Below are 26,019 nucleotides of genomic sequence, written 5' to 3' on the forward strand. Positions count from 1 at the left end.
CCCGCCAAGCGGAGTCGCAGCCGCTAGACAGAGACGATCACTGGATCAGGCCGAACTCTTTGGCCAGCACTTTGTAGTCCGCGACCTGCTTCTTCACATAGGTGTCCAGCTCCGGGCCGGTCATGGCGAACGGGAACAGTTCACGCTGGTCGCGCAACTTGGCGAACTCCGGTGAAGCCAGCAGTTTGTCGAAGGAATCCTTCCACCAGGCGTAGTCCTCGTCGCTGACCTTCGGCCCCAGGTAGAAACCGCGTACCACCGGCCAGACGATGTCGTAGCCTTGTTCGCGGGCGGTCGGGATGTTCTTCATTTCCGGCTCGTCCAGACGCTTGTCGGAGAACACCGCCAGCAGGCGCATATCACCACTGAGGATGTGTGGCATGGAGTCGGAAATGTCGGTGCTGCCAACCTGGATGTGACCGCCGAGCAGGGCCGTGGCGATCTCGCCGCCCCCTTCGAGGGCGACGTAACGCAGGTCACGCGGATTGATCCCGGCGGCCTTGGCGATCAACGCGGTCTGCATCCAGTCCTGGCTGCCGACGGTGCCGCCGGAACCGATCACCACTTTGCTCGGATCTTTCTTCAGGGCCTGGACCAGATCGTCGAGGGTCTTGTAGGGCGAATCGCTCTTCACCGCGATAGCGCCGTAGCTGGTGCCGACGGCGGCCAGCCAGCGCACATTGCTTTCATCAAAACGACCGAACTTGCCTTGGGCCAGGTTCAGCAGCGAACCACTGGACCAGGCCACCAACGTACCGGCATCGGCCGGACGCTGGGCGACCACCGCGTTGTACGCCACCGCACCGACACCGCCGGGCATGTAGGTCACCCGCATCGGTTTGGTCAGCAGTTTTTCGTTGACCAGCGCGCTTTGCGCCAGTTTGCAGGTCAGGTCGAAACCACCACCTGGCGAGGCCGGGGCGATGCATTCCGGGCGTTTAGGCTCGGCCATGAGTTGGCCGGCGAACAGCACACAGCTGGCGGCGAGGGCGAAACGGCGCATTGAACGATTCATTTTTGTCTCCAGTGGAGTTTTTGTTTTTGAGGATGATTCAGGTGCGACGATTTCGCGCGGTGCTGGCGTGTTCGAATCCGCACGGATCGAACGACGGGCAGCCGGCTTCGGCGCTGGCAAGCGTAAACATCGGGGAGCAAGAGAAAGGGCGGGGCGGGCAAGCCTGAAGCTGTGTGGACAGCATGGTGCAGTACCTCGTTTATTGTTCTTATTGGCGAAAACGCTTCGAGGCGTTTTTCGGTAGTTACATGTCAAAGCACGTTTTCAAACTACGATTCGATGGTCGGCAGTCGAAACCATCCGTGGGGCGACTCTAACCACCCAACCTTTCGCTAACCTTTCAGCGGGCTTTCACGGTTTTTCGGGCTTCACAGCGGTGATTGCGGCTGTAAACTCCGCGCCAAAGAATGGCGTCGGCCATCCCTGAACGAGGTATAGATCCATGCGTGTCCTGCTCGTCGAAGACCATTTGCAGCTCGCCGAAAGTGTCGCCCAGGCGCTCAAGAGCACCGGGCTGACCGTGGACGTCCTGCACGATGGCGTGGCCGCCGACCTGGCGCTGGGCAGCGAGGAATACGCCATGGCGATCCTCGATGTCGGCTTGCCGCGCATGGATGGTTTCGAAGTGCTGGCGCGCCTGCGGGCGCGGGGCAAGAACCTGCCGGTACTGATGCTGACCGCCCGCAGCGACGTCAAGGATCGGGTCCATGGCCTGAACCTCGGCGCCGACGATTACCTGGCCAAGCCGTTCGAACTGACCGAACTCGAAGCCCGGGTCAAGGCGTTGCTGCGCCGCAGTGTGCTGGGCGGTGAACGTATCCAGCGTTGTGGTGTGCTGGCCTATGACCTGGAAACCCGGCGTTTCACCCTCGGTGATGAATTGCTCACCCTGACCTCCCGCGAACAGGCGGTACTCGAAGCCCTGATCGCGCGCCCCGGGCGGGTGATGAGCAAGGAGCAACTGGCGTCGCAAGTGTTCGGTCTGGATGAAGAGGCCAGTCCCGATGCGATCGAAATCTACGTGCACCGCCTGCGCAAGAAACTGGATGGCCAGCCGGTCGCCATCGTGACCTTCCGTGGCCTCGGTTACTTGCTGGAAAGCCGCGATGCATAAGCCCAGCAGCCTGCGCTGGCGGTTGTTGTGGAACCTGGCGCTGTTGCTGGTGGTGTTGATGCTGGCCAGCGGGTTGAGCGCCTACTGGAACGGTCGTGAAGCCGCCGACACGGCCTATGACCGGACCTTGCTGGCCTCGGCGCGCACCATCGCCGCCGGCGTCTCCCAGCGCGACGGCACCCTGAGTGCCGACGTGCCCTACGTGGCCCTCGATACCTTTGCCTACGACAGTGCCGGGCGAATTTTCTACCTGGTCAACGATATCAATCAGAAGCTGATTTCCGGTTACGAAAACCTGCCCGCGCCACCGCCGGGAACGCCGCGCACCGACGACTACCCGGCGCTGGCACGTTTCTACAACGCCCAGTACCGCGGGCAGAACGTGCGCGTGGTGAGCCTGCTCAAGCCCGTGAGCGAGCCCAACATGAACGGCATGGCGGAAATCCGCGTGGCCGAAACCGATGAGGCGCGCGTCAGCATGGCCCGCAGTCTGGCGGCGGATACCTTGCTGCGTCTGGGCATGCTGGCAATCGGTGCGTTGATGCTGGTGTGGTTTGCGGTGAGTGCCGCGTTGCGCCCGCTGGAGCGCTTGCGCACGGCGGTGGAAGAGCGCCAGCCGGACGATCTGCGCCCCTTGCCATTGGTGGAAGTGCAGCGCGAATTGTGGCCGCTGGTGCGCGCCCTCAATCACTTTACCGAGCGTCTACGAGGACAGTTCGAGAAGCAGGCGCAATTCATAGCCGACGCCGCCCACGAGCTGCGCACGCCATTGGCAGCCCTCAAGGCGAGACTGGAGCTGGGCATGCGCTCGGGCGAGCCCGAGACCTGGCGCAGCACGCTGGAGACCGCCGCCCAGGGCACTGATCGCTTGACCCATCTGGCCAATCAGCTGCTTTCCCTGGCACGGGTCGAAAATGGCGCCCGGGCGATTGCCGAGGGGGGCGCGCAGTTGCTCGACCTCAGTCAATTGGCCCGGGAACTGGGCATGGCCATGGCGCCGTTGGCCCACAAGCGCGGCATCGCGCTGGCGCTGGAAGCGGATGAACCGGTCTGGTTGCGGGGCGAGCCGACGCTATTGAACGAACTGCTGAGCAATCTGGTGGATAACGCCCTGGCTCATACCCCGCCAGGCGGCAACGTGATTCTGCGGGTCTCGGCCCCCGCCGTGCTGGAAGTCGAAGATGATGGCCCCGGCATTCCTCTTGAGGAGCGCGACCGGGTATTCGAACGCTTTTACCGGCGCAATCAGCAAGTGGCCGGTTCAGGGTTGGGGTTGGCGATTGTCGGCGAGATCTGCCGCGCGCATCTGGCGCAGATCAGCCTGCACGATGGAGAGCGGGCGGGGTTGAAGGTGCGGGTGAGCTTTGTTGCAGGGGAGTGATGCAGCGTCTGTTCAGGCCCCTTCGCGAGCAAGCCCGCTCCCACAGGGATTTGTGGTGTTGCATAGATCCAATGTGGGAGCGGGCTTGCTCGCGAAGGGGGCGACGCGGTCTTTGATCAGTAAAACATCGACCGTGTTTCTTCCAGGTCGGCGCACATCGCCCCGTCGTCGATGTCGATGCCCAGTGCATTGAAGGCCGGCACGCTCAACGGATCAATACGAGCGAACGGATGGTCGGTGTCCTTGTGGCAATACAGGCTGGCCACCTGCACCAGATCCACATAGTCGACCTGCGCCGACTGGCGTTTGAAATTCAGGTAGAGCTGCGGTACCTGCACCAGCATGTCGGGAAAGTCCCAGACCTTGAGCAGTTTTTCGCCGATCAGGGGATGAATCCGGTCGATCACATGGTTGAGGCTGACCGGGTCGGACAGCAGTTCATAGTGATCTTCGGCGTAGGTCAGGATCGGCAGCACGCCGATCTGATGCACCAGCCCGCCAAGGGCGGCCTGGTCGGGCTTGAGCCGGGTGTAACTGCGGCACAGGGCATAGCTGACGCCGGCAATTTCCAGGCTTTTGCGCCAGACTTCGCGCATTTTCTGTTCCACCACGTCGGAGCGGGCGTGGAAAATCTGCTCCATGACCAGGCCGATCGCCAGGTTGCAGCTGTAGTTGATGCCCAGGCGAGTGATCGCGGTGTGCAGGTCAGTCACTTCCTGGGTCGCGCGCAACAGCGGGCTGTTGACCACTTTGATCAGGCGCGCCGACAGCGCGGTATCACGGCCGATCACTTTGCTCAGGGTACTGACGCTGACTTCCGGGTTTTCCGCGGCCTTGCGAATTTGCAGGGCCACTTCCGGTAACGTTGGCAGAACCAGGTCATCGTTGTTGATGGCCTCAACCAAATCCTGTTGGACCTTTTCCGCCAGTTCGCTCATTGAGTCTCTCTAGTGCTGCCGTTATTGCTGGATTTCGCGATCGCGATCCAGTTCATAAGGCAGGTCGAGCAGCTGCAAGGACGGCCCTTCGAGCGCCCCCAGGTGGATGTCTCCACTGTCTGCCGCTTCGGCTTGCAACACCGCCAGAAGCTCAATGCCTTGCCCGGCGCGGGCAGCCAGCACCACTTCGCCGATAGAGCTGCCATGGGTCGGGGAGAACAGCGCCATACCCGGTTCCGGCAGCTCGCCAGCAGCCAGTTGCAGGCGATACAGGCGACGCTTGAGTTTGCCCAGGTACTGCATGCGCGCGACGATTTCCTGGCCGGTGTAGCAACCTTTCTTGAAACTCACGCCACCGACCGCTTGCAGGTTGAGCATCTGCGGGATGAACAATTCGCGGGTGCCGGGCATGACCTGGCCGATCCCGGCACGGACCTGGCCCAGCAACCATTGATTCAGGTCACCTTCGCTCAGCACCGCCGACAGCTTGCCTTTGACTGCATCGGCAAGACTGGCGGCAACCCACAACTCGGCGCGTTGCGGCGAAACACGGATGGCGATCAGCCCGTCGTTGCGCACCACGCTGTCGGTTTCTGCCGGCAGGTCCAGGCCGAGGCTGGCCAGTGCGGCGTCGCCATGGTCAATGCCGAAGCGGACCCAGGCGGCACTTTCGTCGGTCAGTTTCGATTTGGAGAACACCGCGTACTTTTTCAGGTCCGCCAGTTGCGGTTCGAGCAATTCGCTGGCCATGGCCAGGACCACGCCGTCACCCTCGAGCAGGATGCGAAAGCTCGATTGCATCCGGCCTTTCTGCGTGCAGCGCGCGCCGAGGCTGGCCCGGGAATCGCTCAGGTAGTTGAGATTGCAGGTCAGTTGGCCTTGCAGGAATTTGCTGGCGTCCGCGCCGCGGACCGCGAGAACACCTTCATGAGAAAGCGTGCAGAAAAAAGCAGAATCGGCCATGGGTCATCGCAGGGTAAAAAGTCTGGTGGACATCATAAGGGGCCGCCTTCGAAATGGGTAGTTCACAAAGGATCACCGGTGCCCGACCAAAGCCGACTGTTCGACGGTGCGCGGGCCTGTATACTTGCGGCCTATTTGAGGAGCGCTCCATGGTCGAAGATGTTGAACTGAACCGCCTCTTTTGGCACAGCCGCCGTGGCATGCTTGAGCTTGACGTGTTGCTGGTGCCGTTCACGAAAGAGGTTTACGCAACGCTCAACGAGGTGGATCGCGCGTTGTACGTCCGACTGCTGACGTGTGAGGATCAGGACATGTTCGGCTGGTTCATGGAACGCAGCGAATCGGAAGATCCCGAGCTGCAACGCATGGTTCGCATGATTCTGGATCGTGTCCAGCCCAAGTAATTCGTTCGAATGCCGCTGGCATGCCTCACGGCAGTTGCTGGCGGCGTATCTGCTGGCCCAGCTGTTCGCGCTGGGTTCGTTGTTTTTACTGTCGATTCCGCTCTGGGCCAGTTCGCTCGGCGTTGTGCTGTGCGTGGCTCACGGTGTCTGGCTGTTGCCCCGGGGGATTCTGTTGACACACCCGCAGGCCATTTGCGGCTTGCGGCGCGATGCCGATGGTTGGCAGTTGTGGAGCCGGGCCAAGGGTTGGCAGCCCGTGCAGCTGAGGCCGGACAGCCTGGCGCTGCCGTTGGTGGTGGTCTTGCGTTTCCGTCTACGGGGCGAGCGCCGGGTCAGGGCCATTTGCGTGCCCCGGGATGCGCAGGCGGCGGATGTGCACCGACGCCTGCGGGTCCGGCTCAAATTCAGCCGACGTAGGTGGGCGGCACCAGAATAGTGTCCAGCGCGACCGGCAACATGTCGGGGTAGTCGAGGGTGTAATGCAGGCCACGGCTTTCCTTGCGCTCCATGGCTGACAGAATCATCAGCTCGGCCACCTGGGCCAGGTTGCGCAGCTCGATCAGATCCCGGCTGACCTTGTAGTTGCTGTAGAACTCGTCGATTTCATCCAGCAACAGTTGCACGCGGTGTTGTGCCCGTTGCAGGCGTTTGTTGGTGCGCACGATACCAACGTAGTCCCACATGAACCGCCGCAGCTCATCCCAGTTGTGCGCAATGATCACGTCTTCATCGGAATCGGTGACCTGGCTCGCATCCCAGGCGGGAAGGGGGGCGGGCATTGGAACCCGGGGCAACTGTTCGAGAATGTCCGTGGCCGCCGAGCGGGCATAAACGAAACATTCAAGCAGCGAGTTGCTGGCCATGCGGTTGGCGCCGTGCAGGCCGGTGAAACTGGTTTCGCCAATGGCGTACAGCCCCGGCACGTCGGTGCGGCCCTGTTGATCAACCATCACGCCACCGCAGGTGTAGTGCGCCGCCGGGACCACCGGAATCGGCTGTTTGGTGATGTCGATGGAAAATTCCAGGCAGCGTTCGTACACCGTCGGGAAGTGCGTCTTGATAAAGGATTCGGGCTTGTGGCTGATGTCCAGATAGACGCAATCGATACCCAGGCGTTTCATTTCATGGTCGATGGCCCGGGCGACGATGTCCCGTGGCGCCAGTTCTGCCCGTGGATCGAAGCGCTGCATGAAGCGCTCGCCGTTGGGCAGCTTGAGGTGGGCACCCTCGCCGCGCAGGGCTTCGGTGATCAGGAAGCTCTTGGCCTGCGGGTGATACAGGCAGGTGGGGTGAAACTGGTTGAACTCCAGGTTCGCCACCCGGCAGCCTGAGCGCCAGGCCATGGCGATGCCATCGCCGCAGGCGCCGTCGGGGTTACTGGTGTACAGGTAAACCTTGGCCGCTCCCCCGGAGGCGAGGATCACAAAGCGGGCGCCATAGGTATCGACTTCGCCGGTGCCGCGATTGAGCACATAAGCACCGAGGCAGCGATCACCTTCGAGTCCCAGGCGTTTCTCGGTGATCAGGTCTACCGCAACCCGCTGCTCCAGCAGTTCGATGTTCGGTCGTTTCCTGGCCTGCTCGAGCAGGGTTGTGAAAATGGCAGCGCCCGTGGCATCGGCGGCGTGGATGATGCGCCGATGGCTGTGACCGCCTTCGCGGGTCAGGTGGAACTCGAACCCGCCATCTTCATTGCCCGACTGTTCATCGCGGGTAAAAGGCACGCCCTGGTCGATCAGCCATTGAATCGCTTCCTTGCTGTGCTCGACGGTAAAGCGCACCGCGTCTTCATGGCACAGGCCGCCGCCGGCATTGAGCGTGTCGTCGACATGGGATTCAACGGTGTCGGTGTCGTCCAGCACGGCGGCAACGCCACCCTGGGCCCAGAACGTCGAGCCATTGGCGAGGTTGCCTTTGCTCAATACGGCAATGCGCAAATGACCGGGCAAGGTCAGCGCAAGGCTCAAGCCGGCAGCACCGCTGCCAATTACCAGAACATCGTGTTGAAACTGTTGGCTCATTTCAGGATTCCGCTCAAAGCGACCCGGGTCGGGGGTGGCGCAGCTGGATTGGCGAGTCAGGTCAGCCGCACAGCCCACTAGTATATAGAGGGGGGGGACGGCACAATACCCGAGCCAGCATGGCATTGTGAAACTACTGTGACGCAAAATGTCGGGCGCTTCGTCGGATGTTTTTCTGCCCGTTGCGCGCGAGAACGACTGTATCGCCGATTTAACAGTCTTTTTCGCTTCACGGTTGCACAATGTCGGTTCGGCGCAGCTATAAATATTTGGAACTTTTGCCAAAGTGCCAAGATCAATAGACCGTTGCCTGAAACAAGGGACAGCGTCGGATTCAGTACAGGATTGCAGTTCGATCCCTGGCGAAGAATCCGATGACAAGATTATTCGCGCAGCCGGGCCCACTCGCGCTGCGCTTTTCGTGCGTGCCAAATCAGAGCCCGCAGGAAACTTGCCTGGAGGGGGAGAACTTTTGCGAAAAGCCCGAGTCTATGTTTGCAAGTCTGGTGGTTTACTTCTGCAAGCCTCCTCCGAGCTCATCGAGGAGTGTTCATGCTAACCCAGGAAGAGGATCAGCAACTGGTCGAACGCGTTCAGCGCGGCGACAAGCGTGCTTTCGATCTGCTAGTGCTGAAATACCAGCACAAAATTCTCGGGTTGATCGTGCGTTTTGTGCACGACACCCATGAAGCCCAGGATGTGGCACAAGAAGCCTTTATCAAGGCGTACCGTGCACTTGGAAATTTTCGCGGAGACAGCGCGTTTTATACGTGGCTTTACCGTATCGCCATCAACACGGCGAAAAACTATCTGGTTTCACGCGGCCGTCGGCCGCCGGATAGCGATGTCAGTTCCGAAGATGCAGAGTTCTACGATGGCGATCATGGCCTCAAGGATCTCGAGTCGCCAGAACGGGCTTTGCTGCGGGATGAGATCGAAGGCACTGTCCATCGAACCATTCAGCAACTGCCGGAAGATTTGCGTACGGCTTTAACTTTACGTGAGTTTGATGGTCTGAGTTACGAGGACATTGCGAGCGTCATGCAATGTCCGGTAGGCACCGTGCGCTCCCGGATTTTCCGCGCCCGGGAGGCCATCGACAAAGCCCTGCAGCCGTTGTTGCAGGAAAACTAAAGACAGCGGCGACAGCCAAGAGAGGAACGCCATGAGTCGTGAAGCCCTGCAGGAATCGCTGTCCGCAGTGATGGATAACGAAGCGGACGAATTGGAATTGCGTCGGGTATTGAATGCCTGCGACGATGTTGAAACCCGTGAAACCTGGGCTCGTTATCAGATCGCTCGGGCAGTGATGCACAAGGATCTGCTGCTTCCACGCCTGGACATCGCTGCGGCTGTTTCTGCTGCCCTGGCTGACGAGGCCTCACCGGCAAAAGCTTCCCGCGGTCCATGGCGCAGCCTGGGTCGTCTGGCGGTCGCAGCTTCTGTGACCCTGGCGGTACTGGCCGGTGTGCGTCTGTACAACCAGGATGAGATCGCCGGTACCGAACTGGCCCAGCAATCCAGTCAACCCGCACTGGCCGCTCCTCAAGTAAAAGGCCCTGCTGTTCTGGCAGGCTACAATGAGAGTTCGGAAGCTACAGGCCCAATGGCCAATGGCGTTTTGCAAGGTCAGCCAGGCTGGCACGATCAGCGTCTGCCAGGCTACTTGCGCCAACATGCACAGCAGGCTGCACTGAAAGGTACTGAGAGCGCTCTGCCTTACGCTCGTGCGGCAAGTCTGGAAAACCGTTAAGGAGGATCATGCGCGCCATACCTCTACTTTCGCTTCTGCTCAGCGGCTGGTTCATCGTTCCAGCCCAAGCTGATGATGCCCAGGACTGGTTGACCCGCCTGGGCCAGGCAGAGCAGCAGCAAAGCTTTCAGGGTACTTTCGTCTACGAGCGTAACGGTAGTTTTTCTACCCATAACATCTGGCACCTCGTCCAGGATGGAAAGGTCCGCGAGCGATTGATCCAGCTCGACGGCTCCGCTCAGGAAGTCGTTCGCATTGATGGGCATACTCAATGCGTCAGCGGCACACTGATAGCAGGGCTGGGGGACTCCCCCAACTCCGCTGCCCGTGCACTCGATCCTCAAAAGCTCAAGAATTGGTATGACCTCGCCGTCATCGGCAAGTCGCGTGTTGCCGGGCGTTCGGCGGTGATCGTATCGCTGAAACCCCGGGATCAACACCGCTACGGTTTTGAACTGCATCTGGACAAAGAAACCGGCCTGCCTCTGAAGTCTTTGTTATTGGACGACAAGGGGCGGTTGCTGGAGCGCTTCCAGTTCACGCAACTGGATACGGCCGACGTTCCTTCCGAAAAGGATCTGCAGGCCAGCGATGATTGCAAGCCAGTCAACCTCGACAGTGACAAGGCTTCTGCCGTCAAGACTGCCCAGGTCTGGCATTCCGACTGGTTGCCTCCCGGCTTCGAGCTGACCAGCAGTACCGCTCGCAAGGATCCGCAGACCAAGACCCAGGTCAATAGCCTGATGTACGACGATGGTCTGGCGCGTTTTTCGGTATTCCTCGAACCGTTGAATGGCGCAACCGTCACCGACACCCGTACTCAGTTGGGGCCGACCGTTGCGGTTTCCCGGCGCTTGACCACGGCACAAGGCGACATGATGGTGACCGTCGTCGGCGAGATACCGGTAGGTACTGCTGAACGGATAGCGCTTTCAATGCGCACCGACGCCACTGCAACCAAGCAGTGAGCTAAATTCGAAATGTTTCGTGAGCATTTCAATTTGCAAAAAACCCTTAAATTTCTTATAGGTCAGAGCCCCTCGGCTCTGGCCTTGTTTGTTGTTCCCGGAACAAAAATACCGGCGTATTGTTCCCGGTGTTCCTTGCTCCATATCGCTTAACCCTGCTCGTCGTAACGGGAGCCGTATGTCGATACCACGCTTGAAGTCCTACCTTTCCATTATTGCCACCGTGCTGGTGCTCGGTCAGGCGGTCACCGCCCAAGCGGTCGAATTGCCTGACTTTACGCAACTGGTCGAACAAGCCTCGCCCGCGGTCGTGAACATCAGTACCACGCAAAAACTGCCGGATCGCAAAGTCAGCCAGCAAATGCCCGACCTCGAAGGCCTGCCGCCAATGCTGCGCGAATTCTTCGAGCGGGGCATGCCGCCGCAATCGCGTTCTCCTCGTGACCGTCAGCGCGAGGCAACTTCCCTGGGCTCGGGTTTTATCATCTCGTCTGATGGCTACATCCTGACCAATAACCACGTGATCGCCGATGCAGACGAAATCCTCGTCCGTCTGGCCGATCGCAGCGAAATGAAGGCCAAGCTGGTCGGTACCGATCCACGTTCCGACGTGGCGCTGCTGAAAATCGAAGGCAAGGATCTGCCGGTGCTCAAACTCGGTAAATCCCAGGACCTGAAGGCTGGTCAGTGGGTGGTTGCTATCGGTTCGCCGTTCGGCTTTGACCACACGGTGACCCAGGGCATCGTCAGCGCCGTCGGTCGCAGCCTGCCGAACGAAAACTATGTGCCGTTCATCCAGACCGACGTGCCGATCAACCCGGGTAACTCGGGCGGCCCGCTGTTCAACCTCAACGGTGAAGTGGTCGGGATCAACTCGCAGATCTATACCCGCTCCGGCGGCTTCATGGGCGTGTCGTTTGCAATCCCGATCGACGTGGCCATGGACGTTTCCAATCAGCTGAAGTCCGGTGGCAAGGTCAGCCGTGGCTGGCTGGGCGTGGTGATTCAGGAAGTGAGCAAGGATCTCGCCGAGTCGTTTGGCCTGGAGAAACCGGCGGGTGCGCTGGTGGCTCAGATCCAGGATGATGGCCCGGCTGCCAAGGGTGGCCTGCAAGTGGGCGACGTGATCCTGAGCATGAACGGTCAGCCAATCGTCATGTCGGCCGACTTGCCGCACCTCGTTGGCGCATTGAAGGCTGGCGCCAAGGCTGATCTGGAAGTGATTCGTGACGGCAAGCGCAAAAATGTCGAGCTGACCGTCGGTGCCATACCGGATGAAGACAAGGAAATGGGCGCCGAGCCGAAATCCAGCATCGAGCGCAGCAGCAATCGCCTGGGTGTTTCCGTGGTCGAGCTGACTGACGACCAGAAGAAAACCTACGACCTCAAAGGTGGTGTGGTGATCAAGGAAGTGCAGGACGGTCCTGCCGCCATGATCGGCCTGCAGCCGGGTGATGTGATCACCCACCTGAACAACCAGGCCATCGGTTCCGCCAAGGAGTTCGCGGACATCGCCAAGGCGCTGCCAAAGAACCGTTCGGTGTCGATGCGAGTACTGCGTCAAGGTCGTGCGAGCTTCATCACCTTCAAGCTGGCTGAATAACCCGGTTGATGGCTGAATAAAAAACCGCCTCGAAAGAGGCGGTTTTTTTATGTCCGGACTTTTTGTCTGCAAGGGCGTCAGCCCATCATGTCCTTGATCAAGCGCTCCTGTTCCATCAGCTCGCGTTGCCGCGCGTCGATCCGCGAAGACAGCGGGAAGTTGCTGCCGGCCTTGCGTTTGGCGAAGTCCAGTTGCTGAATGGCCTGTTTGTAGTCCCCGACCAGGGCAAAATATTCGGCGCGCGCCTGATGCAGGCCGATGATATTGCCCGACAGTCCGCGCGTCTCGGCAACCTGATACCACACGTCCGGGTCATCCGGCCGTGACTTGAGCAGGCTTTCGAGGGCTTTCTCCGCATCTGCGGTGCGGTTTTGCTTGAGCAGCAGGTCGACGCGCACCTGGTTCAGCGGGTAGTTGCCAGGGTACTGGGTCATCAAGCGGTCAACCCGGGACTGGGCATCCGCCAGGCGATTGTTGGTGATGTCCAGATCGACCTGAGCGAGGTTGTAGATGATTTCGTTAGGTGACTTGGCCAGCAACTGCTTGAGGTTCTCCCGTGCTTCGTTCAGTTGGCCGCCCTTGATCTGGGCGATCGCCAGGCCGTAGCGTGCCACGTCGTTTTTCGGGTTCTCGTCGAGTTGGGCGCGGAAGCGCTTGGCGCCCAGCCCCGGGGTTTCTTCATAGATCAGCTGTACGCGTGCGCGGATCAGCTGGTAGCGCATGCTGTCTTCAATGCCGCCCGTTGGAAACTGTTCGGCGCGGTTGCGGGTGTCGGCGATACGCGATTCGGTGACCGGGTGAGTCAGCAGGAACTCCGGTGGCTTGGCATCGTAGCGGTACTGACGCCCCAGGCGCTCGAACATGGTTGGCATCGAGCGGGGATCGTAACCGGCCTTTTCCAGATTGAGGAGGCCGATACGGTCGGCTTCCTGTTCGTTCTGGCGGGAGAATCGCCGCTGCTCCTGAATGGCTGCTGCCTGTGTGCCGGCAATGGCTGCGATCCCGGCGTCACCGCCACCTGCGGCCGCTACCACGATACCCGCCAGCAATGCAGCCATCATGGGGACTTGCATGCGTTTTTGTGCTTCGATACCCCGGGCAAAGTGGCGCTGCGACAAGTGAGCCAGTTCGTGCGCCAGTACCGAGGCGTATTCGCCTTCGGTCTGGGCGTTGAGGAACAAGCCACCGTTGACCCCGACGATCCCGCCCGGCGCCGCAAAGGCGTTGAGCTGCGGGCTGTTGATCAGGATGAATTCCAGGCGCCGGTCAGTGACCTGGCTGGTCTCCAGCAGGCGGTAAACGCTGGATTCCACGTAATTCTTGAGTTGCGGGTCGTTGAGTTGCGAAACCTGGCTGCGCAACATGGCCAGCCATGCGCGGCCGAGTTGGTATTCCTGTTGTGGCGAGACAATGGCAGAACTGGCGTCGCCGAGTGACGGCAGGTCGTCGGCGAAGCCCGGTGAGGCGAGCAGGCAAGCGAGCGTCAGCAGGGTAGGGCGCAAAAATGTCATGCACAAAGCCTTAGTCGACAAAGACCTTACTGTAGCCGGACACCGGCGTTGCGACCAGATATTCTAGGCATCTCAACCACCTGACCCGGAGTGATGCAATGACCGATGCTGTAGAGCATGACGTTGAACTGGACGCCAGCGGCCTGAATTGCCCGTTGCCGTTGCTCAAGGCCAAGATGGAGCTCAACCGGCTGGCCAGTGGCGCGGTGCTCAAGGTTATCGCCACCGATGCAGGTTCGCAGCGCGACTTTCGCACCTTTGCCCGATTGGCCGGTCATACCCTGCTTCGTGAAGAAGATGAAGCGGGTGTTTACCGCTACTGGTTGAAAAAAGCCTGAATTGTGCTGCGTTTGCTCCTAAGGATTATTGATGTTCAAAGTGTTACGCGACTGGATTCAGCGCTATTTTTCCGATGAAGAAGCGGTGGTGCTGGCTGTCCTGCTGTTTCTGGCGTTCACCGCCGTATTGACCCTGGGCGGCATGCTGGCGCCGGTGCTCGCCGGGATGGTGCTGGCGTACCTGATGCAGGGGCTGGTAGTGACGCTTGAGCGCCTGCGTGTGCCGGGCTGGGTCGCGGTGGGGTTGGTCTTTGCGTTGTTCATGGGGCTGTTGCTGGTGTTTATCGTGGTGGTCGTGCCGCTGCTGTGGCATCAACTGATCACCTTGTTCAACGAGTTGCCCGGCATGCTCGCCAAGTGGCAGTCACTATTGCTGCTGCTGCCCGAGCGCTATCCGCATCTGGTGTCTGATGAGCAAGTACTGCGGGCCATTGAAGTGGCGCGCGGCGAAATCGGCAAGTTTGGTCAGTGGGCACTGACGTTCTCGCTGTCGAGCCTGCCCTTGCTGGTGAACATCATGATCTACCTGGTGCTGGTACCGATCCTGGTGTTTTTCTTCCTCAAGGACCGGGCCATGATCGGCCAGTGGGTGCGCGGTTACCTGCCCCGTGAGCGGGCGCTGATCACCCGGGTCGCCCATGAGATGAACCGGCAGATCGCCAACTACATTCGCGGCAAGGTCATCGAAATCTTTATCTGTGGTGGGGTGACCTACATCGCCTTTGTCGTGCTTGAACTCAACTACGCGGCGTTGCTGGCACTGCTGGTGGGGATTTCGGTGGTCGTGCCTTATGTCGGCGCCGTGGTGGTGACAGTACCCGTATTTCTGATTGCGCTGTTCCAGTGGGGCTGGAGCGATCAGTTCATCTACCTGATGGCGGTCTACGGAATCATCCAGACGCTCGATGGCAACGTGCTGGTGCCCTTGCTGTTCTCGGAGGCGGTCAACCTGCACCCGGTGGCGATCATCTGTGCGGTGCTGCTGTTTGGCGGGTTGTGGGGCTTCTGGGGGGTGTTCTTTGCGATTCCCCTGGCGACGCTGTTCAAGGCGGTGCTGGATGCCTGGCCGCGCAAGGAGCCGGAGGTGGCGCCGTTGCTTTGAATCTTCGGTGAGGCTGACGGCCTCTTCGCGGGCAAGCCCGCTCCCACATTGGACCTTGTTCGCCTGAACAACTCGGTCAACTGTGGGAGCGGGCTTGCCCGCGAAGGCGTCCGGATAGGCGCTATATGAATCAGGCTTTGTCGAGGGCCTGAGCCGCCGCCAGAACCGCATCCACATGCCCCGGTACCTTCACGCCACGCCACTCCTGGCGCAGCAGACCATTCTTGTCGATCAGGAACGTGCTGCGATCCACGCCCATGTATTCCTTGCCATACAGCTTTTTCAGCTTGATCACGTCGAACAGCTGGCAGATGGCTTCGTCCTTGTCGCTGATCAGCTCAAAGGGGAATTCCTGTTTGCACTTGAAGTTCTCGTGGGATTTCAGGCTGTCGCGAGACACACCGAACACTTCAGTATTGGCGGCCTTGAACGCAGCATACTGATCACGAAAGCCCTGGCCCTCGGTGGTGCAGCCCGGCGTGCTGTCCTTCGGATAGAAGTAGATCACCACCTGCTTGCCCTTCAGGCCTGCGAGGCTGACGGTCTGCCCGCTGGTGGCGGAGGCTTCGAAATCGGCAACCGGTTGGTCGATGGCAACGGCCATGGAAAGCTTCCTTACATTGGGTTCTGTGGGCGCCAGGGTTCGATCAGGGCGTCCAGGTTCAGTGCGTCGGCGAAATCCAGGAACTGATCGCGCAGCCAGCTGATCTGCACGCCGGCCGGCAAGGTCACGGTGAACGTGGCATTGAGCATGGTGCCTCCGGTCTGCGGGGCCTGATAGGTGTCGCAGGTCAGGTTTTCCAGCTCGACATTGTGGTCCATGAAGAACTGGCACAGCTCGTTGATGATGTCCGAGCGGTAGGCCGAGCTGACATAAGCGACGTACGGCAGGGCCTGGGGGCGGTTTTCCAGGGCGGCGCTGCGCACCACGTTGACCGTGAACGCATGCCGCTTGGCCAGCACTGGCAGGCTGCCTTCCAGGCGCGCCAGGGCATCCCAGCTACCGGAGATTTCCAGCACCAGGGCGCTGCATTCGCCATGACGGGTCAGGCGAGAGGTGACAACGGCGCAGCGGTTTTCATGGCTGGCGCGGCACAGGACGTTGGTCAGCTCCATGGGGTTGGCGCCGAGGGCACTGATAACAAGGAATTGTTCGCGAACTGTGGGGGTGGACATGCAGCATTCCTAAAGCGATGAGCGGTCGGTACGTCTAAGGGCTGATTGGTCGGGAGCGAGCCTGCGGATGCGAACTCAGAAAGTCCCGAGTGACAGATTGCGAACAGGCTCCGCCGGGGCGGGAGCGAGACGTGGCAACGCTGGATCAGGACTTGTGATGCCGAAAATGGAGGCTGAAACCCGACGGACGAGCTTGTCTGTAACGATCAAAGTCTGAAGGGTAGCGAAAACCGGCGCCAAGGGGAATGGCGGCAGCACAGTACTTCGCTTGTGCAAGCAACTTGGCGCCAGTACCATTACGGCTCTCTTTTTCCGGCAGGAGCGGTTTCATGATTGCGGGCAGTATGGTGGCACTGGTCACTCCCATGGATGCACAGGGGCGTCTTGACTGGGACAGCCTCAGCAAACTCGTGGACTTCCACCTTGAAAACGGCACCCATGCCATTGTTGCCGTCGGTACCACCGGCGAATCGGCCACCCTTGATGTCGATGAACACATCGCCGTCATCAAGGCGGTAGTCAAGCAGGTCAATGGCCGCATTCCGGTGATTGCCGGTACCGGCGCCAATTCGACCCGCGAAGCCGTCGAGTTGACCCGCAATGCCAAGGAAGCCGGCGCCGATGCCTGCCTGCTGGTCGTGCCGTACTACAACAAGCCGACCCAGGAAGGCCTGTATCTGCACTTCAAGCACATCGCCGAAGCGGTCGACATCCCGCAGATTCTCTATAACGTGCCTGGCCGCACCTCCTGCGACATGCAGGCCGAGACCGTGATCCGCCTGTCCACCGTGCCGAACATCATCGGTATCAAGGAAGCGACCGGCGACCTCAAGCGCGCCAAGGCCATCCTCGATGGCGTCAGCAAGGACTTCATCGTGCTGTCCGGCGATGATCCGACCGCGGTCGAGCTGATCCTGATGGGTGGCAAGGGCAACATCTCCGTCACCGCCAACGTCGCGCCGCGTGAAATGGCCGATCTGTGCGAGGCCGCCCTCAAGGGGGATGCCGAGACTGCACGGGCAATCAACGAAAAACTGATGCCGCTGCACAAGGACCTGTTCATCGAAGCCAACCCGATTCCGGTGAAGTGGGCTTTGGTCGAAATGGGCCTGATGCACGAAGGCATTCGCCTGCCGCTGACCTGGCTGAGCGCACCTTGTCACGAAACGCTCCGCACGGCCCTGCGCCAGTGCAGCGTCCTGGTTTAATTGAGGAAGTACAACGCATGAAGCGAATGGCCGGACTTTCCGCACTTGCCTTGATTATCTCCAGCACCAGTGGCTGCGGATGGATCTGGGGCCCGGAAGGTTATTTCCGTGACCGTGGTAGCGATTACCTGGAAGCGCAACAGACTGCACCGATGCAAATTCCGCCGGATATCCATACCGCCAAGCGTCTGGATCCGCTGTTGCCGATCCCGCGCAACGTGGCCGATGACACCGCCACGGGCGAATACATCGTTCCACGTCCCCAGCCGCTGACGGCGGCTGCCGACGCCAGTCCCTATTCGCTGCAGAAGAGCGGCGGCACCAGCTCCATCCTGGCGCAGAACCCGCCGGCCGAAATCTGGCCTGTGGCCGTTCAGTTCTTCCAGGACAACGGTTTCCGTCTGGATGAGCAGCGCCCGCAAACCGGCGAATTCACCACGACCTGGCAGCATTCCGATGAGCTGTCTGCGGCCATGGCCAAGCGCCTGGGCGCGGCCGGCGTCAGCACCGACAGCGAAACCCGTGTGCGGGTGCGCATCGAGCCGGGCGTGCAGCGCAACACCAGTGAAGTCTACGTGGTCAGCGCCGAGCGTCCTGCCGGCAGCACCGCCGATGTCGAGTTCACCAACCGTTCGGTCAACACTGGCCTGGACGCGGCACTGGTCGACGACATGCTCGCGAGCATGAGCCGTATCTCGGAGAAGGGCGGTTCGGTCTCCATGCTGGCTTCGCGTGATTTCGACGCGCCCAGCCGTGTCAGCCTGACTGAAGACGGCAGCGGCAACCCTGTGCTGAACGTCGGTACCGACCTTGACCGTGCCTGGTCGAGCGTAGGTCGTGCGCTGGAACAAGGTGAGTGGCGCGTTGAAGACATCAACCGCAGCCTGGGCCTGTACTACATCAACCTGGCCGAAAAAGCCGAGAGCAAAGACGACAAGCCAGGCTTCCTCAGCGGCCTGTTCGGCAGTGCGCCGAGCAAGGAAGAGCTTGAAGCCCGTGCCGAGCGTTATCAGGTTCGCCTGAGCAAGGTTGGCGAGAACGTCCAGGTCACCGTCGAGAAGAACATCAACACCGTGGCGCCGGCAGATGTGGCGCGTAAAGTGTTGAGCAAGATTCAAGACAACCTGGGCTGATCCTATGCGTTTTGCCGTTCTCGGCAGCGGCAGTCAAGGGAACGGCACGCTGATAGCCAGCGCTGATACGTACGTGCTGGTGGATTGTGGTTTTTCCCTGCGGGAAACCGAAAAACGCCTGCTGCGACTGGGTGTGAACCCTGCGCAGCTGAGCGCGATACTTGTGACCCACGAACATGCCGACCACGTGCATGGCGTGGGTTTGCTGTCTCGGCGCTACAATCTGCCTGTCTACCTCAGTCGCGGGACCTTGCGCGGGATGCGCAAACCGATTGAACCCGCAGGCTTTCTGGCCGGCGGCGAGCAGTTGCAGATCGGCGACTTGAGCATCGGTGTCATTGCCGTGGCCCACGATGCACAGGAACCGACGCAGTATGTCTTCAGTGATGGTTCACGGCGTTTTGGCCTGTTGACCGACCTGGGCTCCTATTGCGACAAGGTACTGGACGGTTACCGGGACCTCGATGCATTGATGATCGAGTCCAACCATTGCAGGGACATGCTGGCTCGCGGTCATTACCCGTACTTTCTCAAGCAGCGGGTGGGCGGTGAACTGGGACATTTGAACAACCACCAGGCGGCATTCCTGGTGGCCGAGCTGGGCTGGAAGGACCTGCAACATCTGGTCCTGGCCCATCTGAGCAGCAAGAACAACCTGCCGCAGCTGGCCCGGCAATGTTTTGTCGACACCCTTGGGTGCGACCCGGACTGGCTGCAACTGGCCGATCAAGATTCAGGGCTCGACTGGCGTCACATCGCCTAGCCCATCTACTTAGCAAGCGGAGCCCATCATGGAAAAACGTGAAGAACTCTACCGCGGCAAAGCCAAGTCGGTTTACAAGACCGACGACGCTAACCGTTTGATCCTGCTGTTTCGCAACGACACTTCGGCGTTCGACGGCAAGCGTATCGAACAGCTCGACCGCAAGGGCATGGTGAACAACAAGTTCAACGCCTTCATCATGCAGAAGCTCGAAGCGGCCGGCGTGCCGACCCAGTTCGACAAACTGCTGGGCGACAACGAATGCCTGGTGAAGAAGCTCGACATGATCCCGGTCGAGTGCGTCGTGCGTAACTACGCCGCTGGCAGCCTGGTCAAGCGCCTGGGTGTCGAAGAGGGCATGAAGCTCAACCCTTACACCTTCGAACTGTTCCTGAAGGACGACGCCAAGGGCGACCCGTTCATCAACGAATCCCACGTCGTGGCTTTCGGTTGGGGCACCGCCGAGCAACTGGTTCGCATGAAAGAACTGTCGCTCAAGGTCAACGAAGTCCTGAGCAAACTGTTCGACGACGCCGGCCTGCTGCTGGTCGACTTCAAGCTGGAATTCGGCGTGTTCCACGATGGTTCCATCGTGCTGGGCGACGAGTTCAGCCCGGACGGCTGCCGTCTGTGGGACAAGGCTACCGGCAAGAAAATGGACAAGGACCGCTTCCGTCAGGGCCTCGGTGACGTCATCGAAGCCTACGAAGAAGTCGCCAACCGTCTGGGCGTACCGCTTTAACCGACGCAAGCATCTGAAAGCACAGAAATATTTCGCTTGGGGGGTTCGCTTCCGGCGAAAGTGTTGTTATGATGCGCGCCGTTGGAGAGATGCCAGAGTGGCCGAATGGGACGGATTCGAAATCCGTTGTACCTTCACCGGTACCTAGGGTTCGAATCCCTATCTCTCCGCCATTATTGAATACGACTAAGCCCCTGTAATCGTTGATTACAGGGGCTTTTTCGTTTCTGTCATATTGTTTAGGGCATTTCCAAGGCATAAAACATGCCCTGTATTCCGCTCTAGCCCGTTCTAAACCCCGGCATTTTCGAGACGATGCCCGCCATACTCTTGGAATCGCTTCTGGGCCATCGCTAGCGAAGATAGTCAACGCTAGCGATGGCTGAGTGCAATTTATAATTCAAGCTTGCGAAATTGGTTTATTGGCTGGCAAGGGCGTGGAGCGCGACCCGCGAAGCGGCCAGGTCCCAAGCCGCGGTACCAACGCTTTTAAACACAACGGGGCGTGACAAATCGATTGGGCCGCGAATGGCTGCGGCCAGCGATCTGACTTGAGACCAATCCACTCCTGCCCGCAACAGGTCGCCTGCTTCGTGCTGCGCTCCGGCAGTATCGTCAGCATAGAGAACGCTACCGTCCAGAGTGACTTTGCCGAGCTCTGCCATCTCCGGTTTGAAAGCACCTACACCGATAATCAATCGACCAGGTTTGGCTAGCTCGTTGTAGACCGGCTCTGTGCTGGTGGTTACGGTGATTACCACATCCACGTCGGGAATGCTGTCGCCGTACGGTTGCAAATGCTCGTGCAGGTCTCGATTTTTGTTGCAAAAGTCTGCCGTCGTCTGCGCGTCAATGCCCTTTACCCACAGCTTGCATAGTGGGTAAAGGGCATTGATAGCTTGTACGTGATAACGTGCTTGTGCGCCGGTTCCGAACAGTAAGATCTGTTTCGGCTCACGCTTCAACAGTGTCCGAATCGCCAGGAGGGTTACTGCCGCAGTACGACGCCCGGTGACCTCTGGGCCGTCGAGCAAGCACTTTATTTGTCCGGTTACGGCATCACATACGGTTACCGTGCCGTTGATCGTGGGCAGCTGACGCTGCACATTCCCCGGCTGGACGTTTACTAGTTTGTGGATGCCGATGTCCTGAGCGGTGGCGGGCATGCTCAGCAAAACACCGCCGTCACCCAGGGGTACAACCAAGCGCTCAGGGCTCAGAATTGAACCAGCTTCCAGTTCGGTTGCGGCTTGGGCAATAGCGTCAACGAGTTTTTTGAAATCCAGCAGTGCCGCTGTCTGCGCTTGATCACAGACGGTAACTGCAAGGTTTTTCGGGGCGGCATTATTCGCCAGCATATTAGTCATTGAATATTCCTTTTGCTGAGATCAGTAGTAGCAGATGTCGGAAAGAAACAGCTGTGCGCGCAAGTGCGTTGATTAACGGCCTACGCCTGGCGCAGCCATCGCAGACAAGCCGTGTTCGTATGTGGCCTCAATGTAAAATTTGCGAAAGAAAGGCCTTGGCCCGCGCGCTGTTCGGGGCGCTGAAGAAGTCCTGAGGCGGTGCGTCCTCAATGATCTGGCCGCCGTCGAGAAACAGCACGCGCTCGGCCACTTGCCGGGCAAAGCCCATTTCGTGGGTCACGCAGAGCATGGTCATACCGCTGCCGGCCAGGTTAACCATCACATCCAACACTTCGCTTACCATCTCCGGGTCGAGCGCCGAGGTGGGCTCGTCGAACAACATGATTTTGGGTTCCATGCACAAAGCCCGGGCGATGGCCACGCGCTGTTGCTGGCCTCCCGAGAGCTGGCTTGGGTACTTGCCGGCCTGGCTGGCGATACCGACTTTTTGCAGGAAGTGCTGGGCCAGCTCCTCGGCCTTCTTGCGGCTCAGGCCACGCACCGAAATCGGGGCCAGGGTGCAGTTATCGAGCACACTCATGTGCGGGAACAGATTGAAATGCTGGAACACCATGCCTATTTCACTGCGGACCTTGGCGGCCTCGCGGTTGGTCTGGGCCAAGTCGGTGTCGTTGACCAGGATGCGGCCTTTTTCGGCGATTTCCAGGCGGTTGATGCAGCGGATAAGCGTCGATTTTCCGGAGCCGGAAGGCCCGCAGAGCACGATGCGCTCGCCTTCGCGCACTTTCAAATCGATGTTTTTCAGCACATGGAAGGCGCCATAGAACTTGTTCAGGCCGGCGATATCAACCACCACCTTACGGGTGTCCGGGCTTGCGGCGAACGGAGTGTCTACAAGGGCAGAGAGAGCATGCATGGTCTTGACTCCGGCATTCAGTGAAAGCGCTCGGCGCTGTACGGGGCAGGGTTGGTAAAGGTCATCGCACCGGTCATCATCTCGGCCAGTAGCCGACCGCTGACAGGTCCAAGGGTCAGGCCGTGGTGGGCGTGCCCGAAGTTGAACCACAAACCTTTGTGTCGTGGCGCCGGACCGATCACCGGGCACATGTCCGGTAAGCATGGACGGCGTCCCAGCCAAGGCTCGGCATCCAGGCGTTCGCCCAGCGGGTAGAAGGCGCGCGCCAGCTCTTCGCAGCGACGTAGCTGGATTTCGTTGACCGGGTCCTGGCTGTCGGCGAACTCGATCCCGGTGGTCAGGCGAATGCCGCCGACCATCTGTGCCAGGACATAACCTCCCACCGGGTCAAGCAGCGGTTGTTGTAAGCGCGTGCCAGGCAGGGCGGCATAGTGCATGTGATAACCGCGCTTGATCGCCAGAGGAATGTCATACCCTAGTGGCTCGAAAATGCTCCGGGCTTGAGGGCCGAGGGCGACCACAGCTTCATCCGCAATCACCAGGCCCTGTTCGCTCTGCACTTCCCATTTGCCCACGCGCTGGCTCAAGGATAGGGCGTCACCAAGGACGAACACGCCGCCGCGTTTGACGAACAGTTTGGCATATCCGCGTGTCAGGCCGCCGGGGTCGCTAACGGTCTTGGGGTCCAGCCAGTGAATGCCGCCTACCACGCTGCTGTGCAAGCCCGGTTGACGGGCATGCATCAGATCGGGGTCGAGCACTTTGTAATTCAGGCCATAGTCCATGAGCGCAGCAGCGTCGCGTTGGGCCTTGGCAAACGCCGATGGAGAATTGTAGGCCTCGACCCAGCCACTGGCCTGGATCAAGTGATCCACGCCGGCCGGTGCAGAGAGTAGATCGTGTTCGCTGACGCAGTGCTCCACCAACGGCAACATGGCCCGGGTTGCGGCGGCCAAGCCCTTGGTCCCGGAGTGCCGCCAGTACTGCAGCAGCCATGGACTGGCCTTGGGTAGGTACTTCAGGCTGTAGCGCACGTCCGACTGCTGGTTGAGGGCGTAGCGCATCAGGCTCGACAACTGGCGCGGGAATGCGTAGGGAATTACGCTAGCGCGCTCGATCAGCCCGGCATTGCCGTGGCTGGTGCCGTTACCCGGTTGCTGGCGGTCGATGAGCACGACCTTACGGCCACGGGCCTGTAACTGGAGTGCGGTACTGACGCCGACAATCCCTGCGCCCAGAACGATGGTTTCGCAATGCATGGTGTATCCCTGATGCAGGGGCGCGCACGGCAGCCCGAGAGAATTTGGTTTACTGCAAGTGACGGCCGAGGCGGCCCTCGAGCGCTTTCAGGCTGCGCCGCACGACTTCCACAATCAGCAGATAGAGCACGGCGGCCCAGAGGTAGATCTGGAAGTCGAAACTGCGCGAGAAGGCCAGCTTGGTCACCCCCATCAAGTCGTAGATGGTCACCAGCGAGGCAATGGCGCTGGCCTTGATCATCAGGATCAGTTCATTTCCCAGCGGGCCAATGGCGACCAGCAGAGATTGCGGCAGGATGACTTTGCGAAAGGTGGTCCAGCGCGACAGGCTGAGGGCTTTCGAGGCCTCGCGCTGGCCTTGGGTCACGGCCAGGATGCTGCCGCGCAAAATCTCGGCCTGATAGGCCGCGGTGTTCAGGGTGAAGGCCAGCAGTGTGCAGAACCAGGCGTCACGGAAGAACCACCACAAACCCACGTCCTGCCAGAAGCCTTTGAACGAACCCAGGCCGTAATAGAGCATGAACAGCTGTGCCAGTAGCGGCGAACCGCGGAAGAAATACACGTAGACGCCGGTAAAACGGCTGATAAAGCGGTTACTCGACAACCGGCCCAAGGCGATCAGCAGACCGAGCAGGGCGCCAAGGGTGAAGGAAATGGTCACCAGCTTGGCAGTCACCAACAGGCCTTCGATGAAGCGGGGACCGTAACGCTCCAACAAGTCAGGGCTGAGGAACAGATTCTGCAATTCATCGAAGCTCATGGGTGGGCGCTCCGTTGATGGCGGCTGAAATGCTGCTCCAGGAGCTGGAACAACCGACCGGAAAGGGCCGAGAAAAACAGGTAGCCAAAGCAGGCCACGGCATAGAAGAACATGGGCTCTTTGGTGACACTGACGGCCAGGTTGGTCTGGCGCATCAGGTCGACCAAGGAAATGGTCGATACCAAGGAGGTGTCCTTGAGCAGCGACAACCAGTTGTTCGACAGGCCCGGCAAAGCAATGCGTGTCAATTGCGGCAGTATCACTTTGGTAAAGGTTGTGCGTCGGGACAGGCCAAGGGCCGCTGCCGCTTCGAACTGACCCTTGGGCACGGTTTTGAAGGCGCCCAGCCAAATTTCGCTGGAGAACGCGGCGAATACCAGGCTGAAAGCAATCATTGCGGCGGCGAAGGTATTGATCGTGACTTCGGCCTCGTAGCCCATGGCGGCCAACAGTTTCTGCGCAGCGATCTGGCAGCCGTAGTAGATGATCAACAGGGTCAGCAATTCGGGCAGTCCACGAAACACGGTGGAAAACAGAGTGGCCATGGCCCGCGACCAGCGCTGCCGGGAGCGGGCCGCCAACGCCACGCCCAAGCCCAGTGGCAAACCGATGGGTAAGCAGCTAAGGGCGAGGGCGATGGTCACCAGCGCGCCAGCCAGCAGTGCCGAACCCCAGCCACCGCTGGCGAAGGATAAAAGTGACAGATGTTCGAACATGCTCGAACCCTCTCGCAAAGTTAAGCCCGCACGCTGGCGCCGCACTCGGAGAGGGTGCAGGGCAGCGTGCATGGAAAGAAGGCCTTCAGTCTCGGCTGAAGGCCTGGCGATCAATAGATATCGAAGGCGAAGTAGCGGCTGGAGATCTTTTTGTAGGTGCCGTCGGCAACGATTTCAGCCAGCGCCGTGTTAAAGCGTTCGCGCAGGGCATCGTCGCCCTTGCGGATGGCGATGGAGGCATCGGCGGTGGTGCCGTTGACGTCACCAATGATTTTGCAACAGTCCTTGCCGGCGGCTTCGGCCCAGGCCAGCAGCGGGAACTTGTCGGCGATCACGCCATCGATCCGGCCTGCGGCCAGGTCACTGTTGGCTTCGTCCAAGGTCGGATAGAACTTCACGTCGGCACCGGCCGGGCCGTAATGCTCTTCGGCATAAATGGCCTGGGTCGAGGAAGACTGGGCACCCACTGACAGGCCTTTGAAGTTGGTTTGAGCGTCAGTGATCTTCGAGTCCTTGGCCACGGCCACGGACAGGGGAGTGCGGTAGTAGTGGTTGGTGAAATCGATTTTTTGCTTGCGTTCATCGGTAGCGATCATCGATGCCACGACCGCATCGTATTTCTTCGCCATTAGTGCCGGAATGATCCCTTCCCAATCCTGGGCGACGATCTTGCATTGGACTTTCATTCGCTCGCACAGCGCGTTGGCAATATCCACATCGAAACCGTGCAGCTTGTTGTCCGAGTCAACGTAGTTGAACGGAGGGTAAGCACCTTCGGTAGCAATCTTCAGTACTTCAGCCTGCGCGCTGCTGGCCCCGGCCAGGACCATTGCGCATACACCGGCAAAGCGAATGACGTGTTTCATCC

Annotated in this window: 27 protein-coding genes and 1 tRNA gene; 15 read left to right on the forward strand and 13 right to left on the reverse strand. The window is 59.9% G+C overall.

The features are described 5' to 3' along the window. Window positions 1–37: 37 nt before the first annotated feature. The gene (locus AC3WN7_RS13320) at window positions 38–1,015 is read right to left on the reverse strand and encodes a Bug family tripartite tricarboxylate transporter substrate binding protein (RefSeq protein WP_095966274.1); all 978 of its coding nucleotides are present in this window, start codon (window positions 1,013–1,015) and stop codon (window positions 38–40) included. 442 nt (window positions 1,016–1,457) lie between these two features. Here AC3WN7_RS13320 and AC3WN7_RS13325 point away from each other — a divergent pair, with 442 nt between their 5' ends. Both AC3WN7_RS13325 and AC3WN7_RS13330 read left to right on the forward strand, forming a co-directional pair. After that, entirely contained in the window at window positions 1,458–2,129 is a 672-nt protein-coding gene (locus AC3WN7_RS13325) for a response regulator (protein ID WP_095966275.1), read from the forward strand. Further along, complete coding sequence (locus AC3WN7_RS13330) at window positions 2,122–3,510, forward strand: sensor histidine kinase (protein WP_095966276.1); 1,389 nt, start codon at window positions 2,122–2,124, stop codon at window positions 3,508–3,510. Before AC3WN7_RS13325 ends, AC3WN7_RS13330 begins: the two co-directional genes overlap by 8 nt. Before the next feature lie 116 nt (window positions 3,511–3,626). On the opposite strand, the gene AC3WN7_RS13335 is transcribed toward AC3WN7_RS13330, so the two are convergent. Next, window positions 3,627–4,448, reverse strand: a complete 822-nt coding sequence (locus AC3WN7_RS13335) for an HDOD domain-containing protein (protein WP_102674433.1) — start codon at window positions 4,446–4,448, stop codon at window positions 3,627–3,629. A gap of 21 nt (window positions 4,449–4,469) precedes the next feature. Further along, window positions 4,470–5,411, reverse strand: coding sequence for a CAF17-like 4Fe-4S cluster assembly/insertion protein YgfZ (gene ygfZ / locus AC3WN7_RS13340; protein WP_095966278.1), 942 nt, complete (start codon window positions 5,409–5,411; stop codon window positions 4,470–4,472). Between the two features lie 149 nt (window positions 5,412–5,560). Here ygfZ and AC3WN7_RS13345 point away from each other — a divergent pair, with 149 nt between their 5' ends. After that, entirely contained in the window at window positions 5,561–5,815 is a 255-nt protein-coding gene (locus tag AC3WN7_RS13345; RefSeq protein ID WP_007979797.1) for an FAD assembly factor SdhE, read from the forward strand. Then, a complete protein-coding gene (locus AC3WN7_RS13350) occupies window positions 5,799–6,251 on the forward strand; it encodes a protein YgfX (protein ID WP_095966279.1) in 453 nt (150 codons plus the stop codon). Before AC3WN7_RS13345 ends, AC3WN7_RS13350 begins: the two co-directional genes overlap by 17 nt. On the opposite strand, the gene nadB is transcribed toward AC3WN7_RS13350, so the two are convergent. Then, window positions 6,220–7,836, reverse strand: a complete 1,617-nt coding sequence (nadB, locus tag AC3WN7_RS13355; protein ID WP_102674434.1) for an L-aspartate oxidase — start codon at window positions 7,834–7,836, stop codon at window positions 6,220–6,222. The genes AC3WN7_RS13350 and nadB overlap by 32 nt on opposite strands. 552 nt (window positions 7,837–8,388) lie before the next feature. On the opposite strand from nadB, the gene rpoE reads away from it, so the two are divergent. From rpoE to AC3WN7_RS13375, 4 genes are all read left to right on the forward strand, one after another. Continuing rightward, complete coding sequence (gene rpoE / locus AC3WN7_RS13360) at window positions 8,389–8,970, forward strand: RNA polymerase sigma factor RpoE/AlgU (protein ID WP_003172477.1); 582 nt, start codon at window positions 8,389–8,391, stop codon at window positions 8,968–8,970. A 31-nt stretch (window positions 8,971–9,001) separates the two neighbouring features. Next, complete coding sequence (locus AC3WN7_RS13365; protein WP_015093912.1) at window positions 9,002–9,589, forward strand: sigma-E factor negative regulatory protein; 588 nt, start codon at window positions 9,002–9,004, stop codon at window positions 9,587–9,589. 8 nt (window positions 9,590–9,597) lie between these two features. Next, on the forward strand, window positions 9,598–10,557 hold the full coding sequence (locus AC3WN7_RS13370; RefSeq protein ID WP_095966281.1) for a MucB/RseB C-terminal domain-containing protein: 960 nt from the start codon (window positions 9,598–9,600) through the stop codon (window positions 10,555–10,557). A gap of 178 nt (window positions 10,558–10,735) precedes the next feature. Next, window positions 10,736–12,160 (forward strand): DegQ family serine endoprotease, encoded by a 1,425-nt coding sequence (locus tag AC3WN7_RS13375; protein WP_095966283.1) that lies wholly within the window; start codon window positions 10,736–10,738, stop codon window positions 12,158–12,160. 77 nt (window positions 12,161–12,237) lie between these two features. Here the strand turns inward: AC3WN7_RS13375 and AC3WN7_RS13380 are convergent, their stop codons facing one another. Continuing rightward, window positions 12,238–13,671, reverse strand: a complete 1,434-nt coding sequence (locus AC3WN7_RS13380; RefSeq protein WP_095966284.1) for a M48 family metalloprotease — start codon at window positions 13,669–13,671, stop codon at window positions 12,238–12,240. Window positions 13,672–13,769: 98 nt separating this feature from the next. Between AC3WN7_RS13380 and AC3WN7_RS13385 the strand changes: the two genes are divergently transcribed. Together AC3WN7_RS13385 and AC3WN7_RS13390 are read left to right on the forward strand one after the other, a co-directional pair. Then, complete coding sequence (locus AC3WN7_RS13385; protein ID WP_007979782.1) at window positions 13,770–14,009, forward strand: sulfurtransferase TusA family protein; 240 nt, start codon at window positions 13,770–13,772, stop codon at window positions 14,007–14,009. A gap of 31 nt (window positions 14,010–14,040) precedes the next feature. Then, window positions 14,041–15,111, forward strand: a complete 1,071-nt coding sequence (locus AC3WN7_RS13390) for an AI-2E family transporter (RefSeq protein WP_095966285.1) — start codon at window positions 14,041–14,043, stop codon at window positions 15,109–15,111. A gap of 130 nt (window positions 15,112–15,241) precedes the next feature. On the opposite strand, the gene AC3WN7_RS13395 is transcribed toward AC3WN7_RS13390, so the two are convergent. Beyond that, window positions 15,242–15,715 (reverse strand): peroxiredoxin, encoded by a 474-nt coding sequence (locus tag AC3WN7_RS13395; protein WP_102674435.1) that lies wholly within the window; start codon window positions 15,713–15,715, stop codon window positions 15,242–15,244. An 11-nt stretch (window positions 15,716–15,726) separates the two neighbouring features. Next, window positions 15,727–16,287, reverse strand: a complete 561-nt coding sequence (locus AC3WN7_RS13400; RefSeq protein ID WP_007979776.1) for a glycine cleavage system transcriptional repressor — start codon at window positions 16,285–16,287, stop codon at window positions 15,727–15,729. Between the two features lie 329 nt (window positions 16,288–16,616). Between AC3WN7_RS13400 and dapA the strand changes: the two genes are divergently transcribed. The 5 genes from dapA to AC3WN7_RS13425 all read left to right on the forward strand — a co-directional run bounded on the left by dapA (window position 16,617) and on the right by AC3WN7_RS13425 (window position 20,306). Beyond that, window positions 16,617–17,495 (forward strand): 4-hydroxy-tetrahydrodipicolinate synthase, encoded by an 879-nt coding sequence (dapA, locus tag AC3WN7_RS13405; protein WP_007979774.1) that lies wholly within the window; start codon window positions 16,617–16,619, stop codon window positions 17,493–17,495. A gap of 17 nt (window positions 17,496–17,512) precedes the next feature. Further along, window positions 17,513–18,628, forward strand: a complete 1,116-nt coding sequence (gene bamC / locus AC3WN7_RS13410; protein WP_102674436.1) for an NlpB/DapX family lipoprotein — start codon at window positions 17,513–17,515, stop codon at window positions 18,626–18,628. 4 nt (window positions 18,629–18,632) lie between these two features. Beyond that, window positions 18,633–19,391, forward strand: a complete 759-nt coding sequence (locus AC3WN7_RS13415) for an MBL fold metallo-hydrolase (RefSeq protein WP_102674437.1) — start codon at window positions 18,633–18,635, stop codon at window positions 19,389–19,391. A 28-nt stretch (window positions 19,392–19,419) separates the two neighbouring features. Beyond that, window positions 19,420–20,133 (forward strand): phosphoribosylaminoimidazolesuccinocarboxamide synthase, encoded by a 714-nt coding sequence (gene purC, locus AC3WN7_RS13420; RefSeq protein WP_007944067.1) that lies wholly within the window; start codon window positions 19,420–19,422, stop codon window positions 20,131–20,133. 83 nt (window positions 20,134–20,216) lie between these two features. Further along, window positions 20,217–20,306 (forward strand) — tRNA-Ser (locus AC3WN7_RS13425). A gap of 246 nt (window positions 20,307–20,552) precedes the next feature. Here the strand turns inward: AC3WN7_RS13425 and lhpI are convergent. From lhpI to AC3WN7_RS13455, 6 genes are all read right to left on the reverse strand, one after another. Then, complete coding sequence (gene lhpI, locus AC3WN7_RS13430) at window positions 20,553–21,500, reverse strand: bifunctional Delta(1)-pyrroline-2-carboxylate/Delta(1)-piperideine-2-carboxylate reductase (protein ID WP_102674438.1); 948 nt, start codon at window positions 21,498–21,500, stop codon at window positions 20,553–20,555. Between the two features lie 127 nt (window positions 21,501–21,627). Next, window positions 21,628–22,416, reverse strand: a complete 789-nt coding sequence (locus AC3WN7_RS13435) for an amino acid ABC transporter ATP-binding protein (RefSeq protein WP_259334562.1) — start codon at window positions 22,414–22,416, stop codon at window positions 21,628–21,630. A 17-nt stretch (window positions 22,417–22,433) separates the two neighbouring features. Next, a complete protein-coding gene (locus AC3WN7_RS13440; RefSeq protein WP_102674439.1) occupies window positions 22,434–23,675 on the reverse strand; it encodes an NAD(P)/FAD-dependent oxidoreductase in 1,242 nt (413 codons plus the stop codon). Between the two features lie 49 nt (window positions 23,676–23,724). After that, entirely contained in the window at window positions 23,725–24,435 is a 711-nt protein-coding gene (locus AC3WN7_RS13445) for an ABC transporter permease (RefSeq protein ID WP_095966292.1), read from the reverse strand. Further along, entirely contained in the window at window positions 24,432–25,151 is a 720-nt protein-coding gene (locus AC3WN7_RS13450; protein ID WP_095966293.1) for an ABC transporter permease, read from the reverse strand. The genes AC3WN7_RS13445 and AC3WN7_RS13450 overlap by 4 nt, the downstream gene beginning before the upstream one ends. Window positions 25,152–25,261: 110 nt before the next feature. Next, window positions 25,262–26,017: a transporter substrate-binding domain-containing protein gene (locus AC3WN7_RS13455; protein WP_095966294.1), complete on the reverse strand. Its 756-nt coding sequence runs from the start codon at window positions 26,015–26,017 to the stop codon at window positions 25,262–25,264. Between the last annotated feature and the right edge of the window lie 2 nt (window positions 26,018–26,019).

This window comes from Pseudomonas sp. FW305-70 (genome assembly GCF_058783925.1).